Annotated in this window: 22 protein-coding genes and 1 tRNA gene; 8 read left to right on the forward strand and 15 right to left on the reverse strand. The window is 61.5% G+C overall.

All coding sequences use genetic code 11. The features are described 5' to 3' along the window. Window positions 1–2412: a DUF3772 domain-containing protein gene (locus QCL51_RS03365; protein WP_135192637.1), complete on the forward strand. Its 2412-nt coding sequence runs from the start codon at window positions 1–3 to the stop codon at window positions 2410–2412. A gap of 133 nt (window positions 2413–2545) precedes the next feature. Here the strand turns inward: QCL51_RS03365 and QCL51_RS03370 are convergent, their stop codons facing one another. From QCL51_RS03370 to QCL51_RS03380, 3 genes are all read right to left on the reverse strand, one after another. Beyond that, complete coding sequence (locus tag QCL51_RS03370) at window positions 2546–3976, reverse strand: aldehyde dehydrogenase family protein (protein ID WP_021784751.1); 1431 nt, start codon at window positions 3974–3976, stop codon at window positions 2546–2548. A gap of 13 nt (window positions 3977–3989) precedes the next feature. Next, the gene (locus QCL51_RS03375; RefSeq protein ID WP_103443475.1) at window positions 3990–5489 is read right to left on the reverse strand and encodes a cytosine permease; all 1500 of its coding nucleotides are present in this window, start codon (window positions 5487–5489) and stop codon (window positions 3990–3992) included. Between the two features lie 92 nt (window positions 5490–5581). Beyond that, window positions 5582–5971: a nuclear transport factor 2 family protein gene (locus QCL51_RS03380; protein ID WP_021784753.1), complete on the reverse strand. Its 390-nt coding sequence runs from the start codon at window positions 5969–5971 to the stop codon at window positions 5582–5584. Between the two features lie 210 nt (window positions 5972–6181). Between QCL51_RS03380 and ycaC the strand changes: the two genes are divergently transcribed. The 7 genes from ycaC to QCL51_RS03415 all read left to right on the forward strand — a co-directional run bounded on the left by ycaC (window position 6182) and on the right by QCL51_RS03415 (window position 13719). Continuing rightward, window positions 6182–6802, forward strand: coding sequence for an isochorismate family cysteine hydrolase YcaC (gene ycaC / locus QCL51_RS03385; RefSeq protein ID WP_003247424.1), 621 nt, complete (start codon window positions 6182–6184; stop codon window positions 6800–6802). A 106-nt stretch (window positions 6803–6908) separates the two neighbouring features. Beyond that, window positions 6909–7724 (forward strand): polyphosphate kinase 2, encoded by an 816-nt coding sequence (ppk2, locus tag QCL51_RS03390; protein ID WP_014755312.1) that lies wholly within the window; start codon window positions 6909–6911, stop codon window positions 7722–7724. A 36-nt stretch (window positions 7725–7760) separates the two neighbouring features. Beyond that, window positions 7761–8957 (forward strand): monovalent cation:proton antiporter-2 (CPA2) family protein, encoded by a 1197-nt coding sequence (locus QCL51_RS03395; protein ID WP_338444600.1) that lies wholly within the window; start codon window positions 7761–7763, stop codon window positions 8955–8957. Between the two features lie 40 nt (window positions 8958–8997). Further along, the gene (locus QCL51_RS03400) at window positions 8998–10095 is read left to right on the forward strand and encodes an AI-2E family transporter (protein ID WP_338444601.1); all 1098 of its coding nucleotides are present in this window, start codon (window positions 8998–9000) and stop codon (window positions 10093–10095) included. Window positions 10096–10098: 3 nt separating this feature from the next. Then, window positions 10099–11613: a TolC family protein gene (locus QCL51_RS03405; RefSeq protein WP_103443478.1), complete on the forward strand. Its 1515-nt coding sequence runs from the start codon at window positions 10099–10101 to the stop codon at window positions 11611–11613. After that, a complete protein-coding gene (locus QCL51_RS03410; protein ID WP_021784757.1) occupies window positions 11610–12707 on the forward strand; it encodes an HlyD family secretion protein in 1098 nt (365 codons plus the stop codon). Before QCL51_RS03405 ends, QCL51_RS03410 begins: the two co-directional genes overlap by 4 nt. After that, on the forward strand, window positions 12697–13719 hold the full coding sequence (locus QCL51_RS03415) for a DUF2955 domain-containing protein (protein ID WP_103443479.1): 1023 nt from the start codon (window positions 12697–12699) through the stop codon (window positions 13717–13719). Before QCL51_RS03410 ends, QCL51_RS03415 begins: the two co-directional genes overlap by 11 nt. 18 nt (window positions 13720–13737) lie before the next feature. Here the strand turns inward: QCL51_RS03415 and sulP are convergent, their stop codons facing one another. The 12 genes from sulP to QCL51_RS03475 all read right to left on the reverse strand — a co-directional run bounded on the left by sulP (window position 13738) and on the right by QCL51_RS03475 (window position 24837). Then, on the reverse strand, window positions 13738–15450 hold the full coding sequence (sulP, locus tag QCL51_RS03420) for a sulfate permease (RefSeq protein WP_338444602.1): 1713 nt from the start codon (window positions 15448–15450) through the stop codon (window positions 13738–13740). A gap of 176 nt (window positions 15451–15626) precedes the next feature. Next, the gene (gene ychF, locus QCL51_RS03425; protein WP_021784760.1) at window positions 15627–16727 is read right to left on the reverse strand and encodes a redox-regulated ATPase YchF; all 1101 of its coding nucleotides are present in this window, start codon (window positions 16725–16727) and stop codon (window positions 15627–15629) included. Window positions 16728–16751: 24 nt separating this feature from the next. After that, on the reverse strand, window positions 16752–17336 hold the full coding sequence (gene pth / locus QCL51_RS03430; protein ID WP_003247413.1) for an aminoacyl-tRNA hydrolase: 585 nt from the start codon (window positions 17334–17336) through the stop codon (window positions 16752–16754). A gap of 79 nt (window positions 17337–17415) precedes the next feature. Then, complete coding sequence (locus QCL51_RS03435; RefSeq protein ID WP_021784761.1) at window positions 17416–18009, reverse strand: 50S ribosomal protein L25/general stress protein Ctc; 594 nt, start codon at window positions 18007–18009, stop codon at window positions 17416–17418. Between the two features lie 118 nt (window positions 18010–18127). Further along, window positions 18128–19069 carry a ribose-phosphate pyrophosphokinase gene (locus tag QCL51_RS03440; RefSeq protein WP_003247410.1) on the reverse strand — a complete coding sequence of 314 codons (942 nt, stop codon included), beginning with the start codon at window positions 19067–19069 and terminating at the stop codon, window positions 18128–18130. A 48-nt stretch (window positions 19070–19117) separates the two neighbouring features. Then, window positions 19118–19192 (reverse strand) — tRNA-Gln (locus tag QCL51_RS03445). Window positions 19193–19212: 20 nt separating this feature from the next. Next, entirely contained in the window at window positions 19213–20073 is an 861-nt protein-coding gene (gene ispE / locus QCL51_RS03450; protein WP_028698053.1) for a 4-(cytidine 5'-diphospho)-2-C-methyl-D-erythritol kinase, read from the reverse strand. A 4-nt stretch (window positions 20074–20077) separates the two neighbouring features. Further along, window positions 20078–20695, reverse strand: coding sequence for a lipoprotein insertase outer membrane protein LolB (gene lolB, locus QCL51_RS03455; protein ID WP_103443480.1), 618 nt, complete (start codon window positions 20693–20695; stop codon window positions 20078–20080). A gap of 4 nt (window positions 20696–20699) precedes the next feature. Next, complete coding sequence (locus tag QCL51_RS03460) at window positions 20700–22421, reverse strand: tetratricopeptide repeat protein (protein WP_103443481.1); 1722 nt, start codon at window positions 22419–22421, stop codon at window positions 20700–20702. Window positions 22422–23005: 584 nt separating this feature from the next. Then, a complete protein-coding gene (locus QCL51_RS03465) occupies window positions 23006–23365 on the reverse strand; it encodes a hypothetical protein (protein ID WP_020193246.1) in 360 nt (119 codons plus the stop codon). Then, window positions 23362–24339 (reverse strand): hypothetical protein, encoded by a 978-nt coding sequence (locus tag QCL51_RS03470; protein ID WP_338444603.1) that lies wholly within the window; start codon window positions 24337–24339, stop codon window positions 23362–23364. The genes QCL51_RS03465 and QCL51_RS03470 overlap by 4 nt, the downstream gene beginning before the upstream one ends. A 9-nt stretch (window positions 24340–24348) precedes the next feature. After that, on the reverse strand, window positions 24349–24837 hold the full coding sequence (locus QCL51_RS03475; RefSeq protein WP_021784766.1) for a type VI secretion system tube protein Hcp: 489 nt from the start codon (window positions 24835–24837) through the stop codon (window positions 24349–24351). Window positions 24838–25745 lie beyond the last annotated feature (908 nt).

Raw genomic sequence — 25745 nt, forward strand, 5'->3', positions numbered from 1 at the left:
ATGAGGCGTGTCAGCCTTGACCGTTATTGCCCGGGCCTGCTGGTCCTGCTGGCCCTGATGCTGGTACTTGCCAGCCCGGCCTGGTCGGCCCCAGCCACGCCATTGTCCAATCTGGCGGCTGCCGAAGCGCCAGCATTGGACGAAAACGCCAGCCTCGAACAGCTGAGCGACCACTTGGACCTCATCCGCCAGGGCGTCACCAGCGACGCCAACGACGACGCGCTGTCGCAACTGCGCCTCGCAGCGATGCAGGTTCAGCGTCAAGCTGATGCATTGAGTGCACAGCGCACTGCCGATGTGGGAAGGCTCGACGACCAGCTGAAGGTCATCGGCCCGGCTCAGCCGGATGAGGCCGCTACCCTGACACAGCAGCGCAAAGCGCTGGAGGCCGAGAAAAAGGCGCTGGTAGCCCAGCAGGATCAGGCCACCAAGCTGACCCAGTCGGCCCGCGACCTGTCCACGCAAATCGTCAACCTGCGCCGCAGCCAGTTCAACTCGCAAATCACCAGCCGTGCAGCCTCGCCGCTGAGCCCGGCGTTCTGGCAGAGCATCATCCGCCCTACCCAGGATGACGTGGCGCGCCTGCGTGACTTGCGCGGCGAGGCGGCCGATGCCATCGGCAGCGCCTTCAGCGCCGAAAACCGCTGGCAGTTCGTTGCCAGCCTGGTGGCAGCGATTCTGGTGTGGACGTTGGTGCGGCGCGTGCTTGAACGCATGCTGGCCAGTGCCATGGTCCGCTGGTTGCCCGACGGCCGCCTGCGCCGCAGCGCCTTGGCTCTGGGCGTTAGCCTGGCAACCCTGGGTACCATCGCCGGCTCGGTTTCGTTGCTGCGCTGGGGGCTGGAAAGCAATGCGCAATTGGGTTCGGACATCGCCAGCCTGACCAACCACATCCTCACCCTGGTAGTGTTCAGTGCCTTCATTACCGGCCTGGGCCGCGCCATGCTGATGCTGCAGCGCCCGTCCTGGCGGCTGCCGGCGATCCACGACCAGGTCGCCAGTGCGTTGGGCTGGTTCCCGAAGGTGCTGGCATTGGCACTGATGGTCATGATGACCATGGAGCGCATGAACAGCGTGATCGGCGTCAGTCTGGCGCTGACGGTGGCCGTCAACGGGCTGACCGCGCTGGTGGTGGCGTCCACCTTTGCCAGCGCGCTGCTGTGTTATCGCCGCACCCTGCGCAAGCATGACCTGCAGCGCCCGACGGGCCTGGCCGGGCTGATCCCGTTCGTGATGGTCATCTGGCTGACGTTGATTCTGCTGGCACTGTTCACCGGCTACCTGACACTCGCCTATTTCCTCACCGCCAAGCTGTTGTGGGTCAGCCTGGTGATCACCTGTGCCTACTTGCTGACCACCTTCCTCGGCGACCTGTGCGAAACCCTGCTGTCGCCCCGCCAGCCCGGTGGCCTGGCACTGGCCTCGACCCTGGGCCTGGCGCCTCGTCACCAGGCGCAGGTCAGCACCATACTGGCCGGTGTCGGCCGCACCATCGTGCTGTTCCTGGCGCTGTTGCTGGTGTTGATGCCGTCAGGCACCAGCCCCAGCGAATTGCTGCTGAGCCTTGGCGACTGGGATGGGACCGGGGGCAAGCTACTCGGCAACCTGAACATCGTTCCGCAGGACATCCTGCTGGCCCTGGCGATCTTCCTCGGCGGCCTGTTCGCCATCCGTGTGGTCAAGCGCTGGCTAAGCGATCGTCTGCTGCCGGAAACCGACATGGACGCCGGCATGCGGGCCTCGTTGGTAACCCTGGTGGGCTACCTGGGTTTCCTGTTCCTGGCCATGCTGGTGATGTCGACCTTGCGCATCAACCTCACCAGCCTGACCTGGGTGGTCAGTGCCCTGTCGGTCGGTATCGGTTTCGGTTTGCAGCAGATCGTGCAGAACTTCATTTCCGGCCTGATCCTGCTGACCGAGCGCCCGGTCAAGGTAGGCGACTGGGTCAGCCTGGCGGGTGTCGAGGGCGATATCCGCCGCATCAATGTGCGCGCCACCGAGATCCAGATGTCTGACCGTTCCACGGTGATCGTGCCCAACTCGCAGTTCATCTCGCAGAACGTGCGCAACGTGACCATGGGCAATGCGCTGGGCGTGGTCAGCATTACCCTGACTCTGCCGCTGGAGACTGATGCCAACCGTGTGCGGGAGTTGCTGCTGGCGGCTTACCATGAGCATGAGGCGATTCTGGACGCGCCCGCTGCCTCGGTGTCATTCAAGGACCTGACGGCCAGCGGTATGGTGATTGGTGTGAGTGGCTACGTGGCCGGGCCGCGACAGGTGTCCGGCACCCGCAGCGACCTTCTGTTCACCATTCTTGGCCGGTTGCGTGATGAAGGCATTCCACTGTCTTCGCCGCAGAGCATGGTGCTGGTGCAGGAAGGTGCGCGGCCGGCTGACGAGTCGGTGTAGGCATCGGGGGGGGGCGTCCAGCTGGTTTACCCGCTAAAGGGCCAGGCCTGCTGGCCAATCTCCACCCCCCGTTCACCGTTGCCGCCGCCAACGTATTCGCGGGTGAACCCGCGAATACCGGCCCCTTGCGATATCAGCCCAGACAGCGGGTTACATGCTTGACCGACTGATAGGCTGACAACCCCCAAGGCCCCAGCTCACGGCCGATCCCGCTGCCTTTGGTGCCACCCCATGACGTTTCGACGAACACCGCCTGCACCGAATTGATCCACACATGGCCAACTTCCAGCGCATCGGCCACGCGTTCGGCGCGTTCCAGGTCGGCGGAGCACACCGTGGCGACCAGCCCGAAGCGGCTGTCATTGGCTTCGGCAATGGCCTGTTCCTCGGTGGCAAAGCGCCGTGCGCAGAGCACCGGGCCAAAGATTTCCTCGGTCCACAGGCGGCTGTCTTTCGGCACATCGGTATACAGCGTTGGGCTGACGAACCAGCCTTCACGGTCCAGTGCATGGCCGCCAGCCAGGCACTGCAAACCTTCTTCCCGCGCCGTGGCAAAGTAGCTGGCCACCTTCAGCCATTGCGCCTGGCTGGTCAGCGGGCCCATGTCGACCTCTTCGGTCAAAGGATTACCCACCCGCAGGTTTTCCAGTGCCGCCTGCAAGCGCGGCAGTAGTGCATCGGCAATGCCGTCCTGCACCAGCAGCCGCGATGTGGCCGAACACATCTGACCTGCGTTCCAGCTGATGCCGGCCACAATCCATTCCACCGCCTGGTCGACATCGCAATCCTCGAACACCACGATGGCCGACTTGCCGCCCAGTTCCAGCGTGACTGGTCGGCACTGCGCCGAAGCGCTGCGCATCACCTGGCTGCCGACGCTGTTGCTACCTGTGAACGACAACTTGTCCAGGCCGTTGTGGTTGCTTAGCGCGGCGCCGGTCTCGGCCTTGCCGTTGACGATGTTCAGTACCCCGGCCGGCAGGCCCAAGGCGTCGGCGATCTGGCCGTAGGCCTGCTCGATCAGCGGCGTAACCTCTGAAGGTTTGAGCACCACGGTGCACCCGGCGGCCAGGGCCGGGGCAAGCTTCCAGGCGCTGGTCACCAACGGGAAGTTCCACGGCACGATCAGGCCGACCACGCCCACCGGTTCAAGGCGGGTGCGGGCGGTGAAACCCGGCGCAGCCAGCGGCACAGTGCGGTTTTTCGATGGCAGTTGCTCGGCCTGCTCGGCGTAATAGCCAAAGGTCGCGATGGCGTCATCCAGGTCGATTTCCGCTTCGTGACGCGGTTTGCCGTTATTGCGCATCTGCAGGGTGACAAGCGCTTCACGGCGTTGCCCGAGCTGTTCGGCGAAACCACGCAGGAAGGCGGCACGTTCACTGGCGCCGGTGCTTTTCCAGGCGGGCAGGGCGCTGCGGGCAGCGGCGACGGCCTGGTCGACCTGGCTCACGCTGGCGGCCATCAGCTCGGCGAACGGTTGCCCCAGTGCAGGGTCGTTGACACTGATGCAGTCGCTGCCTTGGCCTTCGACCCAATGGCCGGCGATATAGTGGGAAGTGGTCATGGTCGGTTTCCAGTCAGGCCATTTCGGCAGTGGTCACAGGCGTATGCGCGGTGCTTTTGCAACGCACCCATCGCGGGCCCAAGGGGCCATACACGCCAGCAGGTTCAGGGAACAGGTTGAGCAACAGCAGGTACAGCACGCCAGCCAGCCCCAGCGTGACCGGCAGGCTCAGGTCGATGCCGCCCGCCAGGTCGCCCAGTGGGCCGACGAACTGCCCCGGCAGGTTGACGAAGCACAGGCCAACCGCCGCGCTGGGGATCCACGCCCCCATGCCGCGCCAGTTCCAACCGTGCAGGAACCAGTAGTGGCCACCACGCTGGCCGCGGGTGAACACCTGCAGGTCGTCGGCGTGGTAGAAGCCGCGGCGGGTAATCAGGCCAAGGATCATGATCACCATCCACGGGCTGGTGCAGGTAATGATCAGCACGGCAAAGGTCGATACGCTCTGCACGAGGTTGAAGGTGAAGCGGCCAATGAAGATGAAGCCGATCGCCAGCACGCCGATCAGCAGGGTGGCGCCGGCTCGGCTGAGCATGCGTGGGAACACGCTGGACATGTCCAGGCCGGTGCCATACAGCGCGGTGGTGCCGGTGGACATGCCGCCGATCACCGCAATCAGGCACACCGGCAGGAAGAACCAGCTTGGCGCTACCGCCAGCAGGCCGCCCACATAATTGTTGGCGGCGATGTAGTCCGGCGCCTGGGTGGCGACCAGGGTGGCCGTACACAGGCCGAACAGGAACGGAATCAGCGTCGCCCCCTGTGCCGCGATCACGGCCAGCATGATGCGCGCCTTGGGTGTTTCACGTGGAATGTAGCGCGACCAGTCACCCAGAAACGCACCGAACGACACCGGGTTGCTCATGGCCAGGATCGCCGCGCCGACGAACGCAGCCCAGAAACCTGCCTCGCCAAGGTTGACGCTGCCTGCGTAGCCCGCATCGAAGGGCCCGGCAAAGGCGACGATGCCCAGCAGGAACAGCAGGCTCGAGGCCCACACGGCAATCTTGTTGACCCACAGCATGAAGCGGAAGCCAAAGATGCATACCACCAGTACCAGCACCGCGAACAAGCCGTAGGCCAGGCCCAGGGTCAGGTCGGTCTCTGGCAGGCCGGCCAGGCGCTTGGCACCACCGACCAATGCATCGCCCGAGCTCCACACCGAAAGCGAGAAAAACGCCACCGCCGTGAGCAGCGACAGGAACGAGCCGACGATGCGCCCGTGTACGCCAAAGTGCGCGCCTGATGAAACGGCGTTGTTGGTGCCGTTAAGCGCGCCGAACAGCCCCATCGGGGCAAGGATCAGTGCGCCGATGCCAACGCCAAGCAGAATCGCCCACACACCGGCCTGGAATGACAACCCGAAAAGCACCGGGAAGCTGCCCAGTACGGCGGTAGCGAAGGTATTGGCACCGCCGAAGATCAGGCGGAACAGGTCCAGCGGGGAGGCGTCGCGTTGATCGGCGGGGATCTGTTCGACGCCGTTGGTCTCGATACCGGTCGAGTGGCTCATGGTGGTGCTCCAGCGCGGTTGTTATAGCCAGCGCAGTGCGCGGGCCTTTTTGTGGGTGCGATGGCAGGGCGGCAGCGCCGCGTAAAAGGTGATCAGGCCGGCGTTACGACCGACAGGTGCTCGTGGCAGGCCAGCCACTGTTCACCAAGGCGGCTGAAGACGATGGTCTCGCGCTCGCTCAACTGCTGCTCTTCACCGGCGATGCGGATACGCGTGGCCACATCGTGCATGAAAATAGCCACGTCGCCTTGCAGGCTTACATGGGCGTTGCCCGATTCGCAGGCAAGCACGGTAAAGCCCTCGGCCTGCCACTGGGCCCACAGCTCTTCATAGGCGCGACGCGACAGCAGCGGATACGGCAAGGTGTGAAACAGAAAGGTGGCGTCTTCGCTGAAGCAGGCGAAATAGCGGGCGGTGTCGTTGCTGGCGAACGCCGCGACGAGGTCGGCGGCAGCTTGCCGCACTTGGAGTGTCTGGTCCACGGGAGTGGCCTCACGGTTTTTTGTGATTGTGGTGAAGCGATTCTGGTGGCGGTTGGCGAGGGGAAAAATCGCTGGCGGCAAATAATCAGTTCAGGAATTTGTGAAGTGATGGGGCACATGGCAGTACAGGCAAGCCGACTGACGGTCTCTCCCACCCTCCATCCTTGCCTACGCTGATACTCCCAACCCGCTGAAGCAAGGAGATCCACTGTGACCTTCCAATACAAGCGTCTGGACAAGAACAACGCAGCCGTACTGCTGGTCGACCACCAGACCGGCTTGCTCTCGCTGGTAAGGGATATCGACCCCGACCGCTTCAAGAACAACGTCTTGGCCCTGTCTGACCTGGCCAAATACTTCAAGCTGCCGACCATCCTCACCACCAGTTTCGAGACGGGGCCCAACGGCCCGCTGGTGCCGGAGCTGAAAGAGCAGTTCCCTGATGCCCCTTACATTGCACGCCCGGGCAACATCAACGCCTGGGACAACGAAGATTTCGTCAAAGCGGTAAAAGCCACCGGCAAGAAACAGCTGCTGATTGCTGGCGTGGTCACTGAAGTATGCGTGGCTTTCCCGGCCCTGTCGGCGTTGGAGGAGGGCTTCGAGGTATTCGTCGTCACCGACGCTTCTGGCACGTTCAACGAACTGACCCGTGATTCGGCCTGGCGACGCATGGAGGCTGCCGGGGCGCAGCTGATGACCTGGTTCGGCGTGGCCTGCGAACTGCACCGTGACTGGCGCAACGACATCGAAGGGCTGGGTACCCTGTTCTCCAACCATATCCCGGACTACCGCAACCTGATGACCAGTTACAACAAGCTGGCCAAATAGTGCCTCCCGGGGGCTGCACGACAGCCCCCACATCAATCTGCAAGCGAAGCGGCAAACTGGCATTAATCGACCATACTCACTCTTCATTCGCCTTCAGGAGCGTGTCATGTCGAAGCCGTCCAGGAAGCCCTCCAAAAAACAGCCAGAAAAGCTGGGCGGTAAGGCGTACGAAAAAGCGCTCAAGAACCTGCATGTAGAGTTGGTGAAGCTACAGGAGTGGGTGGTCGCCAAGGGCCTGAAGGTATGCATTGTCTTCGAAGGCCGCGATGGCGCCGGCAAGGGTGGCACCATCAAGGCCATTACCGAGCGTGTCAGCCCGCGGGTGTTTCGTGTAGTGGCGCTGCCCGCACCGACCGAGCGGGAAAAGACCCAGATGTACGTGCAGCGTTACCTGGGCCATCTGCCTGCGGCGGGTGAAGTGGTGATCTTCGATCGCAGTTGGTACAACCGTGCGGGCGTTGAGCGGGTAATGGGCTTTTGCTCTGGCGAGCAAGTGGACAAGTTTCTGACCGGAGTACCCGGGTTCGAAAGGGTCATGGTCGATTCAGGGATCATCCTCATCAAGTACTGGCTTGAAGTCAGCGCCGACGAGCAGACCCGGCGCCTGCAGGATCGCATCAACGACGGCCGCAAGCTGTGGAAGTTGTCACCGATGGACCTCAAGTCGTATAGCCGCTGGGATGAATACACCCAAGCGCGTGACGAAATGTTCCAGGCGTCGGATACCGCTTGGGCGCCGTGGTTCATGGCCAATTCCAACGACAAACGTCGCGCCCGGCTGAATATCATCAGCCATCTGCTCAGCCGTATTCCCTACAAGGATATAACCCGCGACCAGCACGTGAAGCTGCCCAAACGCGGCAAGATCGGCAAGTACAAGGCGGTCGCCTACCCGTTCAAGTTCGTCGAAGAACGTTTCTGAACCCCTCCCTGCAGGGAGCTGCGAAGGTACGAGCTCATGCCACATGACGGTAGCCTGTTGCAGGCGACGGTGGTATTCCTTTTGGCTGTGGTGCTTCTGGTACCGCTGGCGCAGCGTCTGAAAATGGGCGCAGTACCGGGATACCTCTTGGCGGGTATCTTGATTGGTCCGTCGGTGTTTGGCCTGCTCGGCAACCCGGACAACGTGGCGCGGCTGTCGGAAATGGGCGTGGTCATGCTGCTGTTCGTGATTGGCCTGGAGTTGTCCCCAAGGCGCCTGTGGACCATGCGTCGGGCGCTATTTGGCGTCGGCAGTTTGCAAGTGGGGCTGACCGCCGTGCTGCTTGGGCTACTGGCATTCTGGCTGTTCGACCAATCGAAACCCGCCGCCATCGTGCTGGGGCTGGGCCTGGCGCTGTCGTCCACCGCCTTTGGCTTGCAGGTACTGGCCGAGCGCAAGGACCTGGGCAAACCTCATGGCCGCCTGGCCGTGGCCATCCTGCTGTTCCAGGACATTGCCGCCATTCCCTTGATTGCCGTGGTGCCGCTGCTCGGTGGCGATGTCAGCACGGCTGACGAAGGTGCCTGGCCTTTGTTGGCTGTAGCTGTCGGCATTGGTGTGCTGATTGTTTTTGGCCGTTATCTGCTGACCCCGATATTCAAGTGGACGGTGGGTTCGGGCCTGCCTGAGCTGTCGACTGCCACGGCCTTGCTGGTCGTGCTGGGCACCGCTTGGTTGATGGAGCATGTGGGTGTGTCGATGGCGCTGGGGGCGTTTCTGGCCGGTGTGCTGATGGCCGAGTCGCCGTTCCGCCATGAACTGGAAACCCAGATCGAGCCGATCAAAGGCCTGCTGCTTGGATTGTTCTTCGTTGGCGTAGGTATGAGTGCCGACCTGCGCCTGCTGTTCGGCATGCCACTGATGGTGCTGGGCCTCACCGTGCTGCTGGTGGTGATCAAGCTGCCCTTGCTGTATGGCCTGGGGCATACGGTCGGTGGGCTCAACCAGGCCCAGGCGTTATGCCTGGGCGTGGTGCTGGCTTCGGGCGGCGAGTTCGCCTTCGTGGTGTTCAAGCTGGCGCTGGAGCACCAGGTACTCACCCAGCAGGTACACGACCTGCTGGTGCTGGCCATCACCTTGTCGATGGCGGTGGTGCCCTTGGTCATGATGGCCCTGGCGCGGCAGCTGCGCGATGACAGCCCTGTACAGGTATCCCCTGAAACGGGCCAGTGAATTGCGCCTTGCTGGCGCATTGGGTATCGGGAGGTGAATCATGCAGTCGAGTTTCAAGCTGGACAGCGCCCTTTCGCGGGGCTTGCTCGATGTGCTCATCAAGGCCGGTCTGGTAGCAGCCTTGGTGATCTTCGCCTTCCAGGTGTTTCAGCCGTTCCTGGAGTTGATGATGTGGGCAGTGATCCTGGCGGTTACGTTGTACCCATTGCATTGCCGTATCCAGCGCCGCACCGGGCTCAAGCAAGGCTATGCGGCGACGCTGGTGGTGCTATTGGTTCTGGTGCTGCTGCTGGTGCCTATCTACCTGGTGGTGATGTCCATCGGCGAATCGGTGGACAGCCTGGTGACGCTACTCAAGAGCGGCGCCTGGAGCGTACCGGTCCCGCCTGATTCCGTGGCGGCCTGGCCACTGATCGGGCCGAAGGTGCACGCGCTGTGGTTGGCGGCCTCCGAAAACATGGCCAGTGTACTGAATCAGTGGATGCCCCAGATCAAGGGGGCTGGGCTAACGGTGCTGGGCGCTGCGGCGAGCGCCGGTGGGGCCTTCCTTCTGTTCATCGGCGCAATCATCATTTCCGGGGTCATCATGGCCTTTGGTGAACGAGGTGAAATCGCTACCCAACGCATCGCCATGCGGGTTTCAGGCGCAGAGCGCGGTAAACCCCTGGCCACGCTGTGTACGGCTACCATTCGCGCGGTGGCACAAGGGGTGATCGGCATTGCCTTCATCCAGATGTTGCTGATCGGTGTCGGCTTTGTCGTCAAAGGGGTTCCCGGTGCCGGGATGCTGGCCATCGTCATCCTCATGCTGGGCATTGCACAGGCCCCGGCGACGCTGGTGACCTTGCCGGTGATCATTTATGTGTTCAACGCCGAAGGCTTCACGGTGGCGACCATCATTTTTGCCGTCTACACCTTTGTCGCCGGCCTTGCCGACAACGTGCTCAAGCCGCTGCTGCTGGGACGCGGGGTCGATGTACCAATGCCGGTGGTACTGATCGGTGCATTGGGCGGGATGGTGGTCAAAGGCATCATCGGCTTGTTCATCGGCCCGGTAATCCTTGGCGTGGCCTACGTGTTGTTCTGGCAATGGGTTGCGCTGCAGGTGCCGGAGCAACCAGCGCCACCTGCCGCCTGAGCCATGCCCAACCGCTGCTGTGGCCTGGGGCTGCTGATGGTGCTGGCCGGTTGCACCCAAGTCGGCCCGGATTATGAAAAGCCCCAAACGCCGTGGTTGGGCGGCTGGAGCACGCCAATGCTGGAGCAGGCCGAGCGCAGCGCGGCGGCGCCCGACCTGCGCCAGTGGTGGGCGGTGTTTGCCGACCCGACGCTGGACACGCTGATAGCCGAGGCCGATGCCAACAACACCAACCTGCGCGTGGCTGGCCTGCGTATCGCTGAAGCCCGTGCCCAGTTGGCCATCGTGCAGACCGGGCGTTATCCGCAGCTGCAGCAACTGAGTGCGCAAAGCCTGTACCTGAAGCAGAATCAGTCTGGTACGCCTTCGGCCCGTGATTCGGTGTTCTGGCAATCCAGCGTGGGCTTCGACATCGGCTGGGAAATTGACTTCTGGGGCCGCTTCAGTCGCGCCATCGAAAGCGCCGATGCCGTCTATTTCGCCTCCCAGGCCAACTACGCCGATGCCATGCTGCTGCTGCGTGCGCAAGTGGCCGACACCTACTTTGCCCTGCGTACCGCCGAGGCGCGGCTGGCTATCGCACAAGAGAACGCCAAGCGTCAGGCGCGTAGCCTGGAGATCACCGAGCGGTTGTTCCGCCACGGCGAAAATGACGAACTCGACTGGCAGCAGGCGCGTACTCAATACCTGGCGACTCTGGCCACCATTCCCGAGTTCGAGAACCAGCTCAACGCCCTGCGCAATGTGCTGTGTTCGCTGCTCGGCCGCCCGCCCGGGCCGCTGCCGCAACTGGAGGCCGGCCGTGGCCAACTGCCCTTGCCAGAGCGGGCAGTGTTGCAGGATGTACCTGCCAGCCTGCTGCAGCGCCGCCCGGACATTCGCGCCGCCGAGCAGGCTGTGGCGGCACAGTCGGCGCTGGTCGGGGTGGCCGAGGCCGATCTTTATCCACAACTGAACTTGCTCGGCAGTATCGGCTGGACCTTTTTATCGGCCAATCATTTGCCCGACACCTTCGACCTGGCTGCTGGCCCAAGCCTGATCTGGAACCCGTTCGACTATGGGCGGCGCAAGAACACCGTACGCGTGGAAGATGCCCGCTTGCAGCAACTGATCGAGTTGTACCAGCAGGGCGTGCGCGAAGCCGCCCGTGAGGCCGACGATGCAGCCAGCGGGCTGGTGCGCTCGCTGCAGAGTGCAACCATTCGCGACCAGGCCTCTCAGGCTGCGCAGCGCTCGCTGAATCTGGCTAGCTCGCAGTACCGCGAAGGCTTCGCCGATTTTCAGCGGGTGCTCGATGCTCAGCAACTGCTGTTGCAGCAACAGGACGGTTACCTGGTCAGCCGTGGCAACGCAGTCAGCAGCCTGGTGACCTTGTACAAGGCCCTGGGTGGAGGTTGGGACGCCAGCCGCGCGCCGATCGACCCAGCCACCCGCCAACAAATGCAACAACGCACCGACTGGGGCGAGTTGCTCGACGAGCCAGCCCCCACCGCGCATGCACAAGGTGAAACCGAATGAGCGACGCCACGCCAACGCCGCCCCCGTCAGCCCCGGATCGCGGCATGCGCTGGGTGCTGCTGCTGATTGCCATCAGCCTGCTCTGGTACTTGCTGGCTGACCGCTTTACGCCATATACCCAGCAAGCCCGCCTGCAGGCTTACGTGGTCCCGGTGGCCGCCGAAGTGGCCGGGCAGATCAAGCGTGTGGCCGTGGGCAACAACCAGGAGGTGCGGCAGGGCGATGTGCTGTTCGAACTCGATCAGGAGCAATACCGCATTGCCTTGGCCCGTGCCGAAGCCGACCTCGATACCGTGCGCCGGCAGATCGGGGCCAGTACCGCCGGCATCGATTCGGCGCAGGCAGCGTTGTTGGCAGCCCAGGCCAATGAGCGCAAGGCGCGGCAGGATGCCGAGCGCCTTAAACGGTTGATTGACGAAGACCCCGGTACGGTGTCGGTGCGCCGCCTGGAAGGCGCCCAGGCCAACCGCGACCAGGCCATCAGCCAAGTGGCGGCAGCCCGTGCTGAGGTGGAGCGCGCCCGTGAGCAGCAGGGCGGGGCACAGGAAGACAACGCCCAGCTGCGCAGTGCTGCGGCTAATGTGGAAAAGGCTCGCCTGGACCTTGCTCGTACCGTGGTGCGTGCCGACGCGAACGGGCTGATCACCGACTTGCGCACAGACGTTGGCCATTATGTCGGGGCGGGTAGCCCGATGATGACCCTGATCAGTATCCATGACGTGTGGATAAGTGCCGACATGACCGAGAACAACCTCGGGCGCTTGCGCCCTGAAACCCCGGTGCTGGTGGTGCTCGATGCGCTACCTGGCACCGTGTTGAAGGGGCGCATACGCAGCATTGGCTACGGCGTTAGCGTGGGGCAGAGCACGCCGCCGGGTACGCTGCCGACCGTGAAGAACAGCCGCGAATGGCTGCGTTCGGCGCAGCGTTTCCCGGTTATTGTGGAGCTGGAGCGCGACCAGCTTCAGGACAAGACCGTGCTGCGGGTCGGTGGTCAGGCCGAGGTCATGGCCCTGCCCAGCGAAGGTAACCCAATGAACCTGCTGGGCCGATTGTTCATGTGGCTGATGAGCTGGTTGTCGTATGCCTATTGAATTGCGCCGCCTGCGCGCACTGCGCCTGGCCTGGGGCGTGGCGCTGTGCCTGGCGGTGAGCTTTGATATCGGCTTGCCGGTGCCGATCCTGGCGCCGGTGTTCGCGGTGCTGTTGCTGGCCATGCGCAGCCAGCCATTGCCCCTGCGCGCGGCGCCGGCCCTGGCGCTACTGGTGCTGCTCGCTTGCGGCAGCGGGTTGCTGCTGATTCCGTTGTTGCGCCATGCTCCGTTGGCCGGGGTGTTACTGGTCGGGGTGGGGGTTTTCCTGACCTTGCGCTATGCCCTGAAGGGCGGCAACGGCCTGCTGGCCAACCTGCTGGTGGTCGGCCTGACCATGATCGCCGCTGCTGGCACCAGTGACTTCACCCTGGCACTGTCGGTGGTCGAAGCGCTGGCCAAAGGCATGCTGCTGGCAGTGCTGGGCACGTCGGTGGCGCATACGTTGTTCCCCGAACCTGCCAATGCGCCAGCACAGCCGGTGCCGCCGCTGCTGGGCAGCGAGCATGTCAGCTGGGTGGCGCTGCGTGCCACGCTGATCGTGATGCCGGCCTTTCTGCTGGCATTGATCGCCCCTGACCAGTACATGCCGTTGATCATGAAGGCCGTGAGCGTGGGGCAACAAGCCGGTGAAACCCGCGCGCGGCGCGCCAGCCGCGAGCTGATCGGTTCAACCTTGCTTGCCGGGGTGTTGGCGATAGTGCTGTGGGTGGCGCTGAGCCTGTTCGTTCACCTGTGGATGTTCTTCTTGTGGGTATTGCTGTTTGCCCTCTGGCAGGCTCGACGCCTGTACCAGGCGGTGCTGAGCCGGCAGGGCCCGGCGTACTGGGTCAGTTGCCTGACGACCATGCTGATCTTGCTGGGGCAGTCGGTGCAGGACAGTGCTGCCGGGCAGGATGTGTACAAGGCGTTTGCGGTGCGTATGGCGCTGTTTCTGGCGGTATCGGTGTATGCCAGCGGCATGTTGATCTGGATTGACCGACTTCGGAGTCGGCGCGGGCTTCTTAGCGGTTAAGCCCGGCTCCCAGGGAATTCAGGGTTGCCAATCAACCCCACTCTCTTCCAGATAGGCATCCACCGCTGCGCCTACCGTCGGATGAAAGGCTTTCTCCCCTATAGGCTCGAACAACTCGAACTGCCGCATCTTGTCCTTCACCGGGTCCTTCATTTCGGCAAACTGCAGCTCCACCCCTCGCGCTTCCAGTGCCCGGTCCAGCTCGGCCAGCATGTCCGCCGAAGTGATATCGATGCTGGTCACGGGCTCAGCGGCAATCACCACCCGCTGCACAGGCGTTGGCGACGCGTCCACCGCCGCCATCACTGTGTTCTGGAACTGCTCGGCGTTGGCAAAGAACAACGGCGCGTCCCAGCGCAGCAGCACCAGCCCTGGAATACGCCGGGCTTGTGGATAACGCTGTATGTCATGGTATCCGCGCAGCCCATCGGCCCGGCCGAGCACCGCGTAGTGCGGCCGCCAGCCGTCCCACAGGAACTCGATCACCGACACCGCCACAGCAATGCCAATACCGGGAATGGCGCCAAACACCGCTACGCCGACAAAGCAGGTGAACGACAGCCAGAACTCCCACTGCTGCATGCGGAAGATACGCTTGAGGTCGGCAAATTCGAACAGCCCCAGTGCAGCGGCAATCACCACCGCAGCCAAAGCGCTGTTGGGCAGGTGCTGCATCAGATTGGGCGCTACCAGCAGCAACAGGGTCACCGCCAGGGCGCCGATGATGCCGGTGAGTTGGGTCTGCGAGCCGGCAGCTTCGGCCACTGGAGTGCGCGATGAACTGCTGCTGATCGGGATGCCCTGGAACAGCCCGGAGGCCAGGTTGGCCACGCCCAGGCCGAACATTTCCTGGTTGGGGTTTACCCGCATCTTGAGGCGCGCGGCATAGGAGCGCGACAGCACACTGGTGTCGGCGAACGAAACCAGCGCCACGGCAATCCCGCCCAGTAGCACCTCGACCAGATCAATGTCACTTACCCAAGGGAAGACGAAGCCGGGCAGGCCCTGGGGCAATTGCCCGAGTACCTTGACGCCCATCTGATCAAGGTTGAACAGGCTCACTGCCAGCGTCGCCAGTACCACGGCGATCAGGATGCCTGGCAGGCGCTTGAACGGTTTGAGCAGCAGAATCAGCCCCAGGCTACCGGCACCCACGATGAAGCTTGGCCAGTGCCCTTGGCCGGCGAAAAGCGCCTGGCCCAGGTACCAAAGGTCGCGCAAGGGCCCTTCGCTGTCGACTTTGATGCCGAACAGCTTGGGCAACTGGCTGATCAATACGGTCAGGGCGATGCCGTTCATGTATCCATAGCGGATGGGCTTGGACAGCAACTCGGTGATAAAGCCCAGGCGAAACAGCCCGGCAATCACACAGAACGCCCCGGCGACCAGTGCCATCATGCTGGCGATGGCGATCGCCCGCTGCGGGTCGCTGGCGGCGTACTGCACCACCACAGCCAGGATAGGCGCGGCCAGCGCCGAGTCCGGGCCCAGCACCAGGATGCGGCTGGGACCGAACAGGGCATAGGCCAGCAGGGGGATGATGGTGGCGTACAGACCATAGATGCCGGGGACGCCGGAAGCCTCGGCGTAGGCGATGCCCACAGGTACCAGCATGGTGGTGAGTACCAGGCCGGCGGCGATGTCCTTGGGTAGCCAGGCTGCCTTGTAGTGGAGCAGGGTGACCAGGCCGGGTAACCAGCGTTGCCAGTCGAAACGAGTGGGTTGGGGCATGGTGTCGGCTCTGGGCGAGAAGGGCGCTGAACCTCAGCTTAGATGCTGAAGGCGGGGGCCGCTTTGCGGCCTGGCACGACACAAGGCCGCCCCTGCCAAGGGCGCGCATGTCTGGGCAAAACAAAACCCCTTGAAGCGCAAGCCTCAAGGGGTTTGTGTGTGCTGCAGGCTACCGCTTAGACGTTGAAGCGGAAGTGCATCACGTCGCCGTCTTTGACGATGTAATCCTTGCCTTCCAGACGCCACTTACCGGCTTCCTTGGCACCGGCTTCACCCTTGAACTGGATGAAGTCGTCATAGGCCACCACTTCAGCGCGGATGAAGCCTTTTTCGAAGTCGGTGTGGATGACGCCGGCTGCCTGCGGGGCAGTGGCACCGACGCGTACGGTCCAGGCACGTACTTCCTGCACGCCGGCAGTGAAGTAGGTCTGCAGGTTCAGCAGTTCGTAACCGGCGCGGATCACGCGGTTCAGGCCAGGCTCTTCCAGGCCCAGGGCCTCGAGGAACATGTCCTTCTCTTCACCGTCTTCCAGCTCGGCGATTTCTGCTTCGATCTTGTTGCACACCGGCACCACTACCGCGCCTTCTTCCTCGGCAATGGCCTTGACCACGTCCAGGTGCGGGTTGTTGTCGAAGCCGTCTTCGGCCACGTTGGCGATGTACATCACCGGCTTGCTGGTCAGCAGGTGGAAGCCACGGATGACGGCTTTTTCATCGTCAGCCATGTGCTTCATCAGGCTGCGCGCTGGCTTGCCTTCGGTAAAGTGCGGGATCAGCTTTTCCAGAATGGCCTTCTGCGCCAAGGCTTCCTTGTCGCCGCCCTTGGCGTTGCGGGCTACCTTCTGCAGTTGCTTTTCGCAGCTGTCGAGGTCGGCGAAGATCAGTTCGAGGTCGATGATCTCGATGTCACGCTTGGGGTCGACGCTGTTGGAAACGTGGATCACGTTCTCGTCTTCGAAGCAGCGCACCACGTGGGCAATGGCGTCGGTCTCGCGGATGTTGGCGAGGAACTTGTTGCCCAGGCCTTCGCCCTTCGAGGCACCGGCAACCAGGCCGGCGATGTCGACGAATTCCATGGTGGTCGGCAGGATGCGGTTTGGCTTGACGATCTCAGCCAGCGCAGCCAGGCGAGCGTCGGGCATAGGTACGATGCCGCTGTTTGGCTCGATGGTGCAGAAAGGGAAATTCTCCGCCGCGATGCCAGACTTGGTCAGGGCGTTGAACAGGGTGGACTTGCCGACGTTGGGCAGGCCGACGATGCCGCAATTGAAACCCATGGGTATTCCCCTCTCTAAAGGAAATCAGGCCTTCTGGCTGTGCAGCTCGCGCATCGCCTTGGCGAAATCGCCGGCGAGCACGTCCGGCAGCACGCCGAGGGCAAAATCGATGCTGGCGTCGAGCTTCTCCTGCTCGGCGCGCGGCGCGCGGCCCAGGACGAAGTTGGATACCAGTTTGGCGTCACCCGGGTGGCCGATGCCAAGCCGCAGGCGGTGGAAGTCGTTCTGGTTGCCGAGCTGCGCGATGATGTCGCGCAGGCCGTTGTGCCCACCATGGCCGCCGCCGCGCTTGAGCTTGGCAACGCCCGGGGGCAGATCGAGTTCGTCGTGTGCCACCAGTATCGCTTCCGGCTTGATGCGGAAGAAATTGGCCAAGGCCGCTACGGACTGGCCGCTGCGGTTCATGTAGGTGGTGGGAATCAACAAACGAACGTCGTTGCCCTGATGGCTGAATTTAGCCGTCAGGCCGAAATACTTTTTGTCAGCGGTCAGCGAAACACGCTGGGCGCTGGCAAGGCGTTCAACGAAAAGAGCCCCTGCGTTATGCCGGGTCTGTTCGTATTCGGGGCCGGGGTTACCCAGGCCGACGATCAACTGGATGGCGGTCACGTCAGGGGCTCTTCCTTGGAGTTGGTGGGTTACAGTGCGCGCGGCACTGTAACCCGATCAACGCCGGCGTGCGAGTGGATTACTCGGCAGCGCCTTCTGCTTCTGGAGCAACGCGTGGAGCGTGAACGTTGGCAACAGCTTTGTCATCACCGTGGGCCAGAGCGACGAACTCTACGCCTTTCGGAGCTTTCAGGTCCGACAGGTGGATGATGGTGCCGATTTCGGCGTTGGCCAGGTCAACTTCGATGAACTCAGGCAGGTCTTTGGCTTCGCAGGAAACTTCGATCTCGGACTCAACGTGGGAGATCTCGCCGCCTTTCTTGGCCGGGGCTTCTTCGTTGATGAAGTGAACCGGAACCTTGGCGGTCAGTTTCTGGCCAGCAACGACGCGGACGAAGTCAGCGTGCATGATGAACTGCTTGGCTGGGTGGCGCTGCATGGCCTTGATGATGACGTTCTGCTTAACACCGTCAACGTTCAGCTCGATAACGTGGCTGAAGGCAGCTTCGTTTTCGAACAGCTTGGTGATTTCCTTGGCCAGGATGGTCAGGGATTGAGCTTCTTTACCACCACCGTAAACAACGGCTGGGATGCTCAGCGAGTGACGCAGGCGGCGGCTCGCACCTTTCCCCAGGTCAGTACGCGCTTGGGCGTTCAGAATAAAATCAGTCATTTTGTTTCTCCAAAATAGCCCCCCGAGGGCGTTTGCGACCAGCGCCAACGGGGATGGCAAAAAAGCCCCGCCCCAACACAGGTTGGGGCGGGGCGCTTCATATCAACACGTGTCCCGCTTAGCGGAACATCGCGCTGATCGATTCTTCGTTGCTGATGCGGCGTACCGCTTCAGCGACAACCGGTGCGATATCCAGCTGACGGATACGGTCACAGGCTTGAGCAGCGGCGGACAGCGGAACGGTGTTGGTCACCACCAGCTCGTCCAGTACCGACTTCTCGATGTTCTCGATCGCGCGGCCCGACAAAACAGGGTGCGTGCAGTAGGCGTAAACCTTGGCAGCGCCGTGCTCTTTCAGGGCTTTGGCCGCGTGGCACAGGGTGCCGGCGGTGTCGACCATGTCGTCTACCAGGATGCAGGTGCGCCCTTCGACGTCGCCGATGATGTGCATAACCTCGGAGTGGTTAGCCTTTTCGCGGCGTTTGTCGATGATACCCAGATCGACGCCCAGGGACTTGGCGACAGCGCGTGCGCGCACGACACCACCGATGTCCGGGGAGACGATCATCAGGTTCTCGAAACGCTGGTCTTCGATGTCGTCAACCAGTACGGGCGAGCCGTAGATGTTGTCGACGGGGATATCGAAGAAGCCTTGGATCTGGTCAGCGTGGAGGTCGACGGTGAGTACACGGTCGATACCTACGACAGTGAGCATGTCAGCAACAACTTTGGCGCTGATGGCTACACGTGCCGAACGCGGACGGCGGTCCTGGCGGGCATATCCGAAGTAAGGAATCACGGCGGTGATTCGGGATGCTGAGGAGCGGCGGAAGGCGTCGGCCATCACTACCAGTTCCATCAGGTTATCGTTGGTCGGAGCGCAGGTCGGCTGAATAATGAAAACGTCTTTACCGCGAACATTTTCATTGATCTCAGTACTGATCTCGCCGTCGGAGAATTTACCGACAGAGACGTCACCGAGAGGGATATGCAGCTGACGTACGACACGCCGAGCCAGATCGGGGTTAGCGTTCCCCGTAAAGACCATCATCTTGGACACGCGCAGTACCTGAAGGCTGAGGGTATACCTGGATGAGTATAAGGAAAATGGCAGGGGCGGCTGGATTCGAACCAACGCATGGCAGGATCAAAACCTGCTGCCTTACCGCTTGGCGACGCCCCTGTATCTGTTGCTGCGAACGCTCATGCGCTCGACTTCTTGACCAGACTTTGCAGCTTGCGATGCAACATCGAAATATTGCTTCCTTTCGCCACAAACCCTGTTTGGGTCGCTGAAAGAAGGGCCAGAACTTTATCAGCTTCGGCTTTGCTTGGGAAGGCCCCAAACACACAACTTCCAGTGCCGGTTAGTCGAGCCTCAGTGAACTTTCCCAGTAAATTCAACGCATTGCGAACTTCAGGGTAATTCTGCTCTACCACCGGTTGGCAGTCATTTCGACTGTTTCCCTCGGGAACGGGGCGCATCTTAAGGGGGAGTGAATCACGTGTCAACTGCGGATGTGAAAAAATTTCTACTGTGCTGACAGACACTTGCGGCACCAGCACGACATACCAAGGTTCGATCGGGTCGACCGGAGTCAGTTGCTCCCCTACACCTTGCGCGAACGCCGCATGGCCGCGTACGAACACCGGCACATCGGCGCCCAGGCGCAGACCCAGTGCGGCCAGGCGGTCTTCGTCCCAATCCAGTTGCCACAGGTGGGCGAGCGCCAGCAGGGTGGTCGCGGCGTCCGAGCTGCCGCCGCCGATGCCACCACCCATGGGCAGCACCTTGGTCAGCCAGATGTCGGCGCCGAGGGTGGTGCCCGATTGTGCCTGCAACATACGCGCGGCCCGCACGATCAGGTTGCTGTCGTGGGGGACTGCCTCGATCTCGGTGTGCAAGTGGATCACGCCATCGTCACGCAGGGCGAAGCTCAGTTCGTCGCCGTGGTCGAGAAACTGGAACACCGTTTCCAGCTCGTGGTAACCGTCCGCGCGGCGGCCGATGATGTGCAGCCACAGGTTGAGCTTGGCCGGGGCGGGCAGGGTGAGCTTGTGCATGGGATCAGTGCCCCAGCTGGCGTGGCTGCCAGTCCTTGACCACCAGGGTTACGTCCAGGTCCTTGCCGTGCAGCTTCAGGCGCTCGGGCAACCAGTAGCCGTTCTGTTCGGTGTAGCTCAGGTACTGCACCTGCCAGCCATCCTGGTCCAGGCTGGCCAGGCGGCTGTCGCCGTCCAGGGTCAGCTTGCTCTTGCTGTCGGGAGCGGGCAGGCCGCGAACCCACCAGACAAGGTGCGACACCGGCAGTTGCCAGCCCAGTTGCTCTTCCAGCAGCGCTTCAGGGCTGGCAGCTTCGTAGCGGCCCTGGTTGGCCACCTCCAGCACGACGCCACCCGGGCGGCCGGTCAGGCGTGCGGCGCCACGGCCCAGTGGGCCGGCCAGGCGAATATCATAGTAGTCCTGGCGTTGCAGCCAGAACAGCGTGCCGCTGCCAGAGTCGCGCGGGGCACGGATGCCGACCTTGCCGCTGATCTGCCAGCCATCAAGGTTGCTCAGTTGCTCTTTATGGACGCGCCACTGTTGCGGGTCGCCGTGGCCCTGCAGGGCCTCTCGGCTACCGAAGCCGGCACAGCCGGCCAGCAGGGCGATCAAGGTAAAGGTGATGCAATGGCGCAGGAACATGGCGTTAAAGAGTCTCGGATCCGGTCAGGCGTAAAAGGGTCTTGCGCAGGATAGGGCTGTCGGCCTGGGCTTCGAAGCCCTTGGCCCATACATGACGAGCTTCGCGGCGCTTGCCGTTGGCCCACAGCACTTCGCCCAGGTGGGCGGCCACTTCGTGGTCGGGGAAGTTGGCAAAGGCCTGGCGCAGGTAGGTTTCAGCTACGTCGAGGTTGCCCAGGCGATAGTTGACCCAACCCAGGCTGTCGAGCACTGCCGGGTCATCGGGGGTCAGTTGGTGGGCCTTGTCGATCAGCGCCTTGGCTTCGGCATAGCGGGTGGTACGGTCGGCCAGGGTGTAGCCCAGGGCGTTCAGGGCCATGGCGTTTTCTGGCTCGCGGGCGATGATGGCGCGCAGGTCTTTTTCCATCTGCGTCAGATCGTTGCGCTTCTCGGCCAGCATGGCGCGGGTGTAAAGCAGGTTGAGGTCGTCCGGGTAGCGCTGGATGGCTTGCTGCAGCACCTGGTTGGCCTGGGCGTCCTTGTTGTTGTTGCTATAGCTTTCCGATTCGATCAGGAATAGCTGGATGGCGTAGTCTGGCTGGGCTTCGCGTGCTTCGGCGAGCAGGCGCGAGGCATCACTGCTGCGGCCGTTGGCGATCAGGATGTCGGCCTGGCGCAGCTGTGCCGGCAGGTAGTCTGGGCCTGGGCCGACCAGGGCGTATTCACGCAGAGCGCCAGCAGGGTCGTGGCGCTCCTCTTGGATGCGGCCCAGGTTCAGGTGCGCAGCGTCGACGTTGCTGTCTCGCTCGACCAACTCCTGCAAGTAGCCTTCGGCTTCATCCCAGTCTTTGTTCTCAAGGCACACCAGCGCCAGCGAGTAGCGCAGTTCGTCATCATCGGGGTATTGCTGGACCAGGCTGATGAATTCGCCTTTGGCTTCGGCGATACGGTCCTGTTCGACCAGGGTGCGAGCGTAGGTCAGGCGCAGGCGTTTGTCGTCCGGGTTGTCGCGAATTGCCCCACGCAGCAGTGGCAGGGCTTCCGGACCACGGTCCAGGGCCTGCAGCAGCCGGGCACGCAGCAGGATCGGAGCGACCTCGCCGTTTTGTGCTGGGTGCGACTCGAGCAGTTCCAGGGCTTCTTCTGTCTTGCCGTCCTGGTTCAGCAACAAGGCCTTGCCGAATATCAGCTGGCCGTTGTCGGGGTATTTCACCAGCAAGCGTTCGAAACTATGTAGCAGGCCGTCGCGGGTGCTCTGGTCGGTTTCGGCTGCAGACAGGGCGAGGAAGTCGAAGTGGGTGTCGCCCTTGCCCTGCAGTACCTTTTCCATGTAGGTCATGGACTCGTCATAGCGACCGGCGCGGGCCAGCTGGATGGCGGCGGCGCGCTGTGCGTCGAGGTTCTGCGGGTCGTTGCGCGCCCAGACCAGCGCGTTCTCCAGTGACGGCTCGTCGGCGCCGAGGTACTCGGCAATGCGGTAGGCACGCTCGGAAACCCCAGGATCCTGGGTTTTTGCCGCCTGATCGGTGTAGTTGGCCAGGGCGATGTCGAAACGGTTGCGCTGGCCGGCCAGCTCTGCCACCAACAGGCTATAGAGTGTGTCCTGCTTGAACGAACCATACACCACGGGCTTTTCCGCCTCGCCCTTGCCAGCTTCGGCGACGGGAGGCTCGGCCTTTTGCGGGGCCAGGCTTTGGCAGCCCTGTAGCAGGGCGAAGGCAAGCAGCAATGCGTATGGTTTGTTCATAGAAAGGCTTATAGGAGGACTCACCGGCGGTCGGAGCATGATGACACAAGCGCGGAGGCAAACCCACCTGCGAAGGTCGTGGTTTACAGGCTGGGTGGTGCAGAGTGGGACAGCGGGGTGGGGGAGAGGTTCGCTGGGGCTTGTGCTTGAGGTTTGGCGCTGCTTTCAAAGGGTTTGGTAATGATCAGCAACATATAGGAATGCCCTAAAGAGTAACAGTGCGAGAAAAAGCGCTAGGCACACAATGACGAGTCTGCTGAGTAATTTCTTCGTGTGGCTTGGTAATTGGTTTGCTTCTTTGGTATCTATTAAGCCTTTGCGAGCATAGGCTTTCGGGAAGGTTAGCATTAAAGATATTGTTCCGAATCAAAAAACTTTCCCGGTAAAGCCAAGTCCGGCATATGTTTTTCTGCTCTCACTGATTAACTTGCAATTGGGTAGCATTGACTCAATGTGTTCAGTCAGGCGATGGGGTAAATATAGGGTTATCGACATGGATATGAAGATCGCGGTGATAAGAATGGCGAACACCACTCCTAGAGACTGTCAGGTTTCGAATCGGGGCAAGTCGTATCGGCATGAAGTCATAGATAATGCGACAGCATCAGTGCAATGAATAAGGTGATGTGAATAACCCATAGGGTTAACAAAATGCGCTTTTCGCGGAGGGGGAAATTTTTTATTTCCTCAATTTCAGCGTAACCCCTGTAAATGAAGATTTTGGGTATGGCCAACAGTGTTGCAATCTGGCCGGTTCTTATTGTTTTGCCCAAGAGTCCGGCGTGCTGGTAATTTTTGATGTTGTCAGATACGAGGCGAGAGGTGGGCAGGAAAGATTCAAAATGCTCGGTGTATTTGTGTGAAATAATAATTTGCGCGCTAGCGGCAATTAGCATTGCTGTAATCAGGATCAGCGCGATCAGTCCTGGCTCTATGTTAGTCATTTTGAGAGCTCGTGATACAAAAAGTCACCTAATACCTCGCCTTTTTCTCCTGCGAAATCACCGGCTAACTTCGCCCCGGCAGCGCCACCGATGACCGCGCAGGTGAGTGCCCCTAGTCCGGCAGTCCCTACTCCTAGTGCCGCACATACTGCGGGTGCAACAATACTCCCTCCTAGGTAACCGCCTACAGCGCTACCAGCCAGACCTCCAGCTAATGATGCAGAGTTTACATATGCAGCTCGCTGGCATTCGCTTTCTCTGCCCAGAATACAAGCCTGGCGAATCTCTAGCCCCGTCGCTGCTACGTCAAGCGCTATGCCAATATAGGTTCCTTTTTTGATCAGGTTGGCAGCCTTGCCCACCCCGGCAACCTTATCCGCATACCCCGCAATTTCACCCGTGTGCAAATAGCTTTTCGTAGAAATGGCCAGTGTCCTCTTGATCGATCCCTTGTTGCGCAATCCAGCGCCGAACGCCGCCAGCTTGCCCAACTGTTCGTCAAGTTTCGAGAACAGTGCCGCACGCTTGGCATAAAACTGGTCGCGGGCATTGAGCGTCCCTGAGCCCAGATGCTCCCTGTGCAATTTCTCGATTTCCAGCAATGTGCCCTCAATTGCTTTCAGATGCTTGCTCCAGCCATCGCTAACCACGCCTGCACCCATTGACGCGTGGGCGAGCAAGCTCTTCAACAGTTCGAAGTTCTCCAGAAAAAACTCATCGGCACCTTGCCCGCTGCGCATCAGCCCCATATGGGTCACGGCAGCTTTCGACATCAGATACGCCTCCTGACTGGTGCAGGAAGGCGTGGACCAGTCACCGACGATCACCAGTTCGCCGCCTCTGACCACGCTGTTGAAAATGTGCGAATTGAGGATGTCAAACTTGCTGGCCGAGTGCCGGGTCAGCGCGAGACCCGCCTTGAGCGTGTGGTAGTTTTGCATCCTGGGGTTGATGAACGCACGGGCTTCAGACATGGCGACCCCTCATGCGTACTTCTTGTTACCGATCCGGTCCCACCCGCCAGCAATGTTGCCGCCGCCGGAGCCGTCGGTGCGTTTTTGCTGGGTATAGGTGGTCTTGATTCGGCCGTAGTCGAGCTGAACAACCTCGATCGGCACGCCATCGGCGGCGCTCTGGGTGTAGTCGGCGATGATCACTTCTTCGAGAATGATTTCGTAATACTTGAGCTTGTCACCGCCCGCGCGGCACAGCGCGAGTTTCACTTCCTTGAAATGCTGGCCTGCACAACTGGCCTCCATCAGTTTGCAACTGGCGCTGTCGAGAAACTTGGTGAAGGTGAAGTTGCTGGCTGCGGTGCGGCCAGAGCTGGCGCCGCCGGCGGAGCTTGCGGTGGCGGAGGTGCTTTGGCTTACACCGAAGTCATAACCGGTCACTTCAATCCACTTGCTGTACTTTTCGTCCAAGGCTTCGCCTGGGATATCGCTGATTTGCAAATACGCGTCAAAAGCCATGTTTACCGCTCCTTGGCAAGGATGTGGGTACGGAATATTGATGTGACGACGGGACTTGCCCCGTCAGTGATTGGCAAGGCTAGGCGCGGAAAGGGGGGAGGGCAACAGCTGGGCATATATTTGGGAAATGGACTACAAGCTTGTGGATAAGTCCTCTGGAAATATTTAGGAGTTTTCTCGCTTTGGTCGGCTTAGTTGGCCTGGGCGATATTGAAACTGGCCGGCCAATTTCGCGACCAGCAGGCTATCGAGCGTGTCTTTCTTGAACGAACCATGCATTACGGTTTTTCCACTTTGCTCTTGCTTTTGCTTCTAAGCGCGCGATAGTTCAGGCGACGCAGATTGCGACTTCAGGAGGCCGAGCGCAGGGATTGCGGAGGGAGGTGACGGGCATGGATGCCCGTCAAGCGCTGGGCCCCAGGATGGGGCCTGCAGCGCGGTCCTCCCGGGAGCAAGCCTGGAGCGAGGGGACCCCGGAGCGCAGCGTAGGGGCCGGATGATGGGAGCCGACGGTTTTGGTTACTTTGGCCACGACCAAAGTAACCCGCCGGAAGGGCGGAAAGGTGACTTGGTGCCTATATCGTGAATGAATGTCTACTCGATGTGAAAGCACAACCCAAAAGCCCAAAGCCCAAAGCCCAAAGCCCAAAGCCCAAAGCCCAAAAGCTTAAGCGGCGGTTTTGATCTGGCGTACAGTCCGTTTGCGATGGCGACGCCAATTCACCTTTCCGCCCTTACGGCGGGTCCCTTTTTGTCGTGGCAAAAAGGAACCAAAAACCGTTGGCTCCCATCATCCGGCCCCTACGCTGCGCTCCGGGGTCCCCTCGCTCCGGCCTTGCTCCCGGGAGCACGCGCTGCAGGCCCCATCCATGGGGCCTCAGCGCTTGACGGGCATCCATGCCCGTCAT

This window comes from Pseudomonas sp. LTR0, from assembly GCF_036630035.1.
Lineage (GTDB): Bacteria > Pseudomonadota > Gammaproteobacteria > Pseudomonadales > Pseudomonadaceae > Aquipseudomonas > Aquipseudomonas putida_Y.

What these genes read in the sequence shown, in the direction of transcription:
- lolB (WP_103443480.1), bottom strand. Translation starts at nt 20,695, where the DNA reads ATGTTCCTGCGCCATTGCATCACCTTTACCTTGATCGCCCTGCTGGCC.
- QCL51_RS03405 (WP_103443478.1), top strand. Translation starts at nt 10,099, where the DNA reads ATGCCCAACCGCTGCTGTGGCCTGGGGCTGCTGATGGTGCTGGCCGGT.
- QCL51_RS03470 (WP_338444603.1), bottom strand. Translation starts at nt 24,339, where the DNA reads ATGTCTGAAGCCCGTGCGTTCATCAACCCCAGGATGCAAAACTACCAC.
- QCL51_RS03370 (WP_021784751.1), bottom strand. Translation starts at nt 3,976, where the DNA reads ATGACCACTTCCCACTATATCGCCGGCCATTGGGTCGAAGGCCAAGGC.
- QCL51_RS03400 (WP_338444601.1), top strand. Translation starts at nt 8,998, where the DNA reads ATGCAGTCGAGTTTCAAGCTGGACAGCGCCCTTTCGCGGGGCTTGCTC.
- ispE (WP_028698053.1), bottom strand. Translation starts at nt 20,073, where the DNA reads ATGCACAAGCTCACCCTGCCCGCCCCGGCCAAGCTCAACCTGTGGCTG.
- sulP (WP_338444602.1), bottom strand. Translation starts at nt 15,450, where the DNA reads ATGCCCCAACCCACTCGTTTCGACTGGCAACGCTGGTTACCCGGCCTG.
- ychF (WP_021784760.1), bottom strand. Translation starts at nt 16,727, where the DNA reads ATGGGTTTCAATTGCGGCATCGTCGGCCTGCCCAACGTCGGCAAGTCC.
- QCL51_RS03475 (WP_021784766.1), bottom strand. Translation starts at nt 24,837, where the DNA reads ATGGCTTTTGACGCGTATTTGCAAATCAGCGATATCCCAGGCGAAGCC.
- QCL51_RS03395 (WP_338444600.1), top strand. Translation starts at nt 7,761, where the DNA reads ATGCCACATGACGGTAGCCTGTTGCAGGCGACGGTGGTATTCCTTTTG.
- ppk2 (WP_014755312.1), top strand. Translation starts at nt 6,909, where the DNA reads ATGTCGAAGCCGTCCAGGAAGCCCTCCAAAAAACAGCCAGAAAAGCTG.
- QCL51_RS03415 (WP_103443479.1), top strand. Translation starts at nt 12,697, where the DNA reads ATGCCTATTGAATTGCGCCGCCTGCGCGCACTGCGCCTGGCCTGGGGC.
- QCL51_RS03375 (WP_103443475.1), bottom strand. Translation starts at nt 5,489, where the DNA reads ATGAGCCACTCGACCGGTATCGAGACCAACGGCGTCGAACAGATCCCC.
- QCL51_RS03410 (WP_021784757.1), top strand. Translation starts at nt 11,610, where the DNA reads ATGAGCGACGCCACGCCAACGCCGCCCCCGTCAGCCCCGGATCGCGGC.
- QCL51_RS03460 (WP_103443481.1), bottom strand. Translation starts at nt 22,421, where the DNA reads ATGAACAAACCATACGCATTGCTGCTTGCCTTCGCCCTGCTACAGGGC.
- QCL51_RS03435 (WP_021784761.1), bottom strand. Translation starts at nt 18,009, where the DNA reads ATGACTGATTTTATTCTGAACGCCCAAGCGCGTACTGACCTGGGGAAA.
- QCL51_RS03365 (WP_135192637.1), top strand. Translation starts at nt 1, where the DNA reads ATGAGGCGTGTCAGCCTTGACCGTTATTGCCCGGGCCTGCTGGTCCTG.
- QCL51_RS03465 (WP_020193246.1), bottom strand. Translation starts at nt 23,365, where the DNA reads ATGACTAACATAGAGCCAGGACTGATCGCGCTGATCCTGATTACAGCA.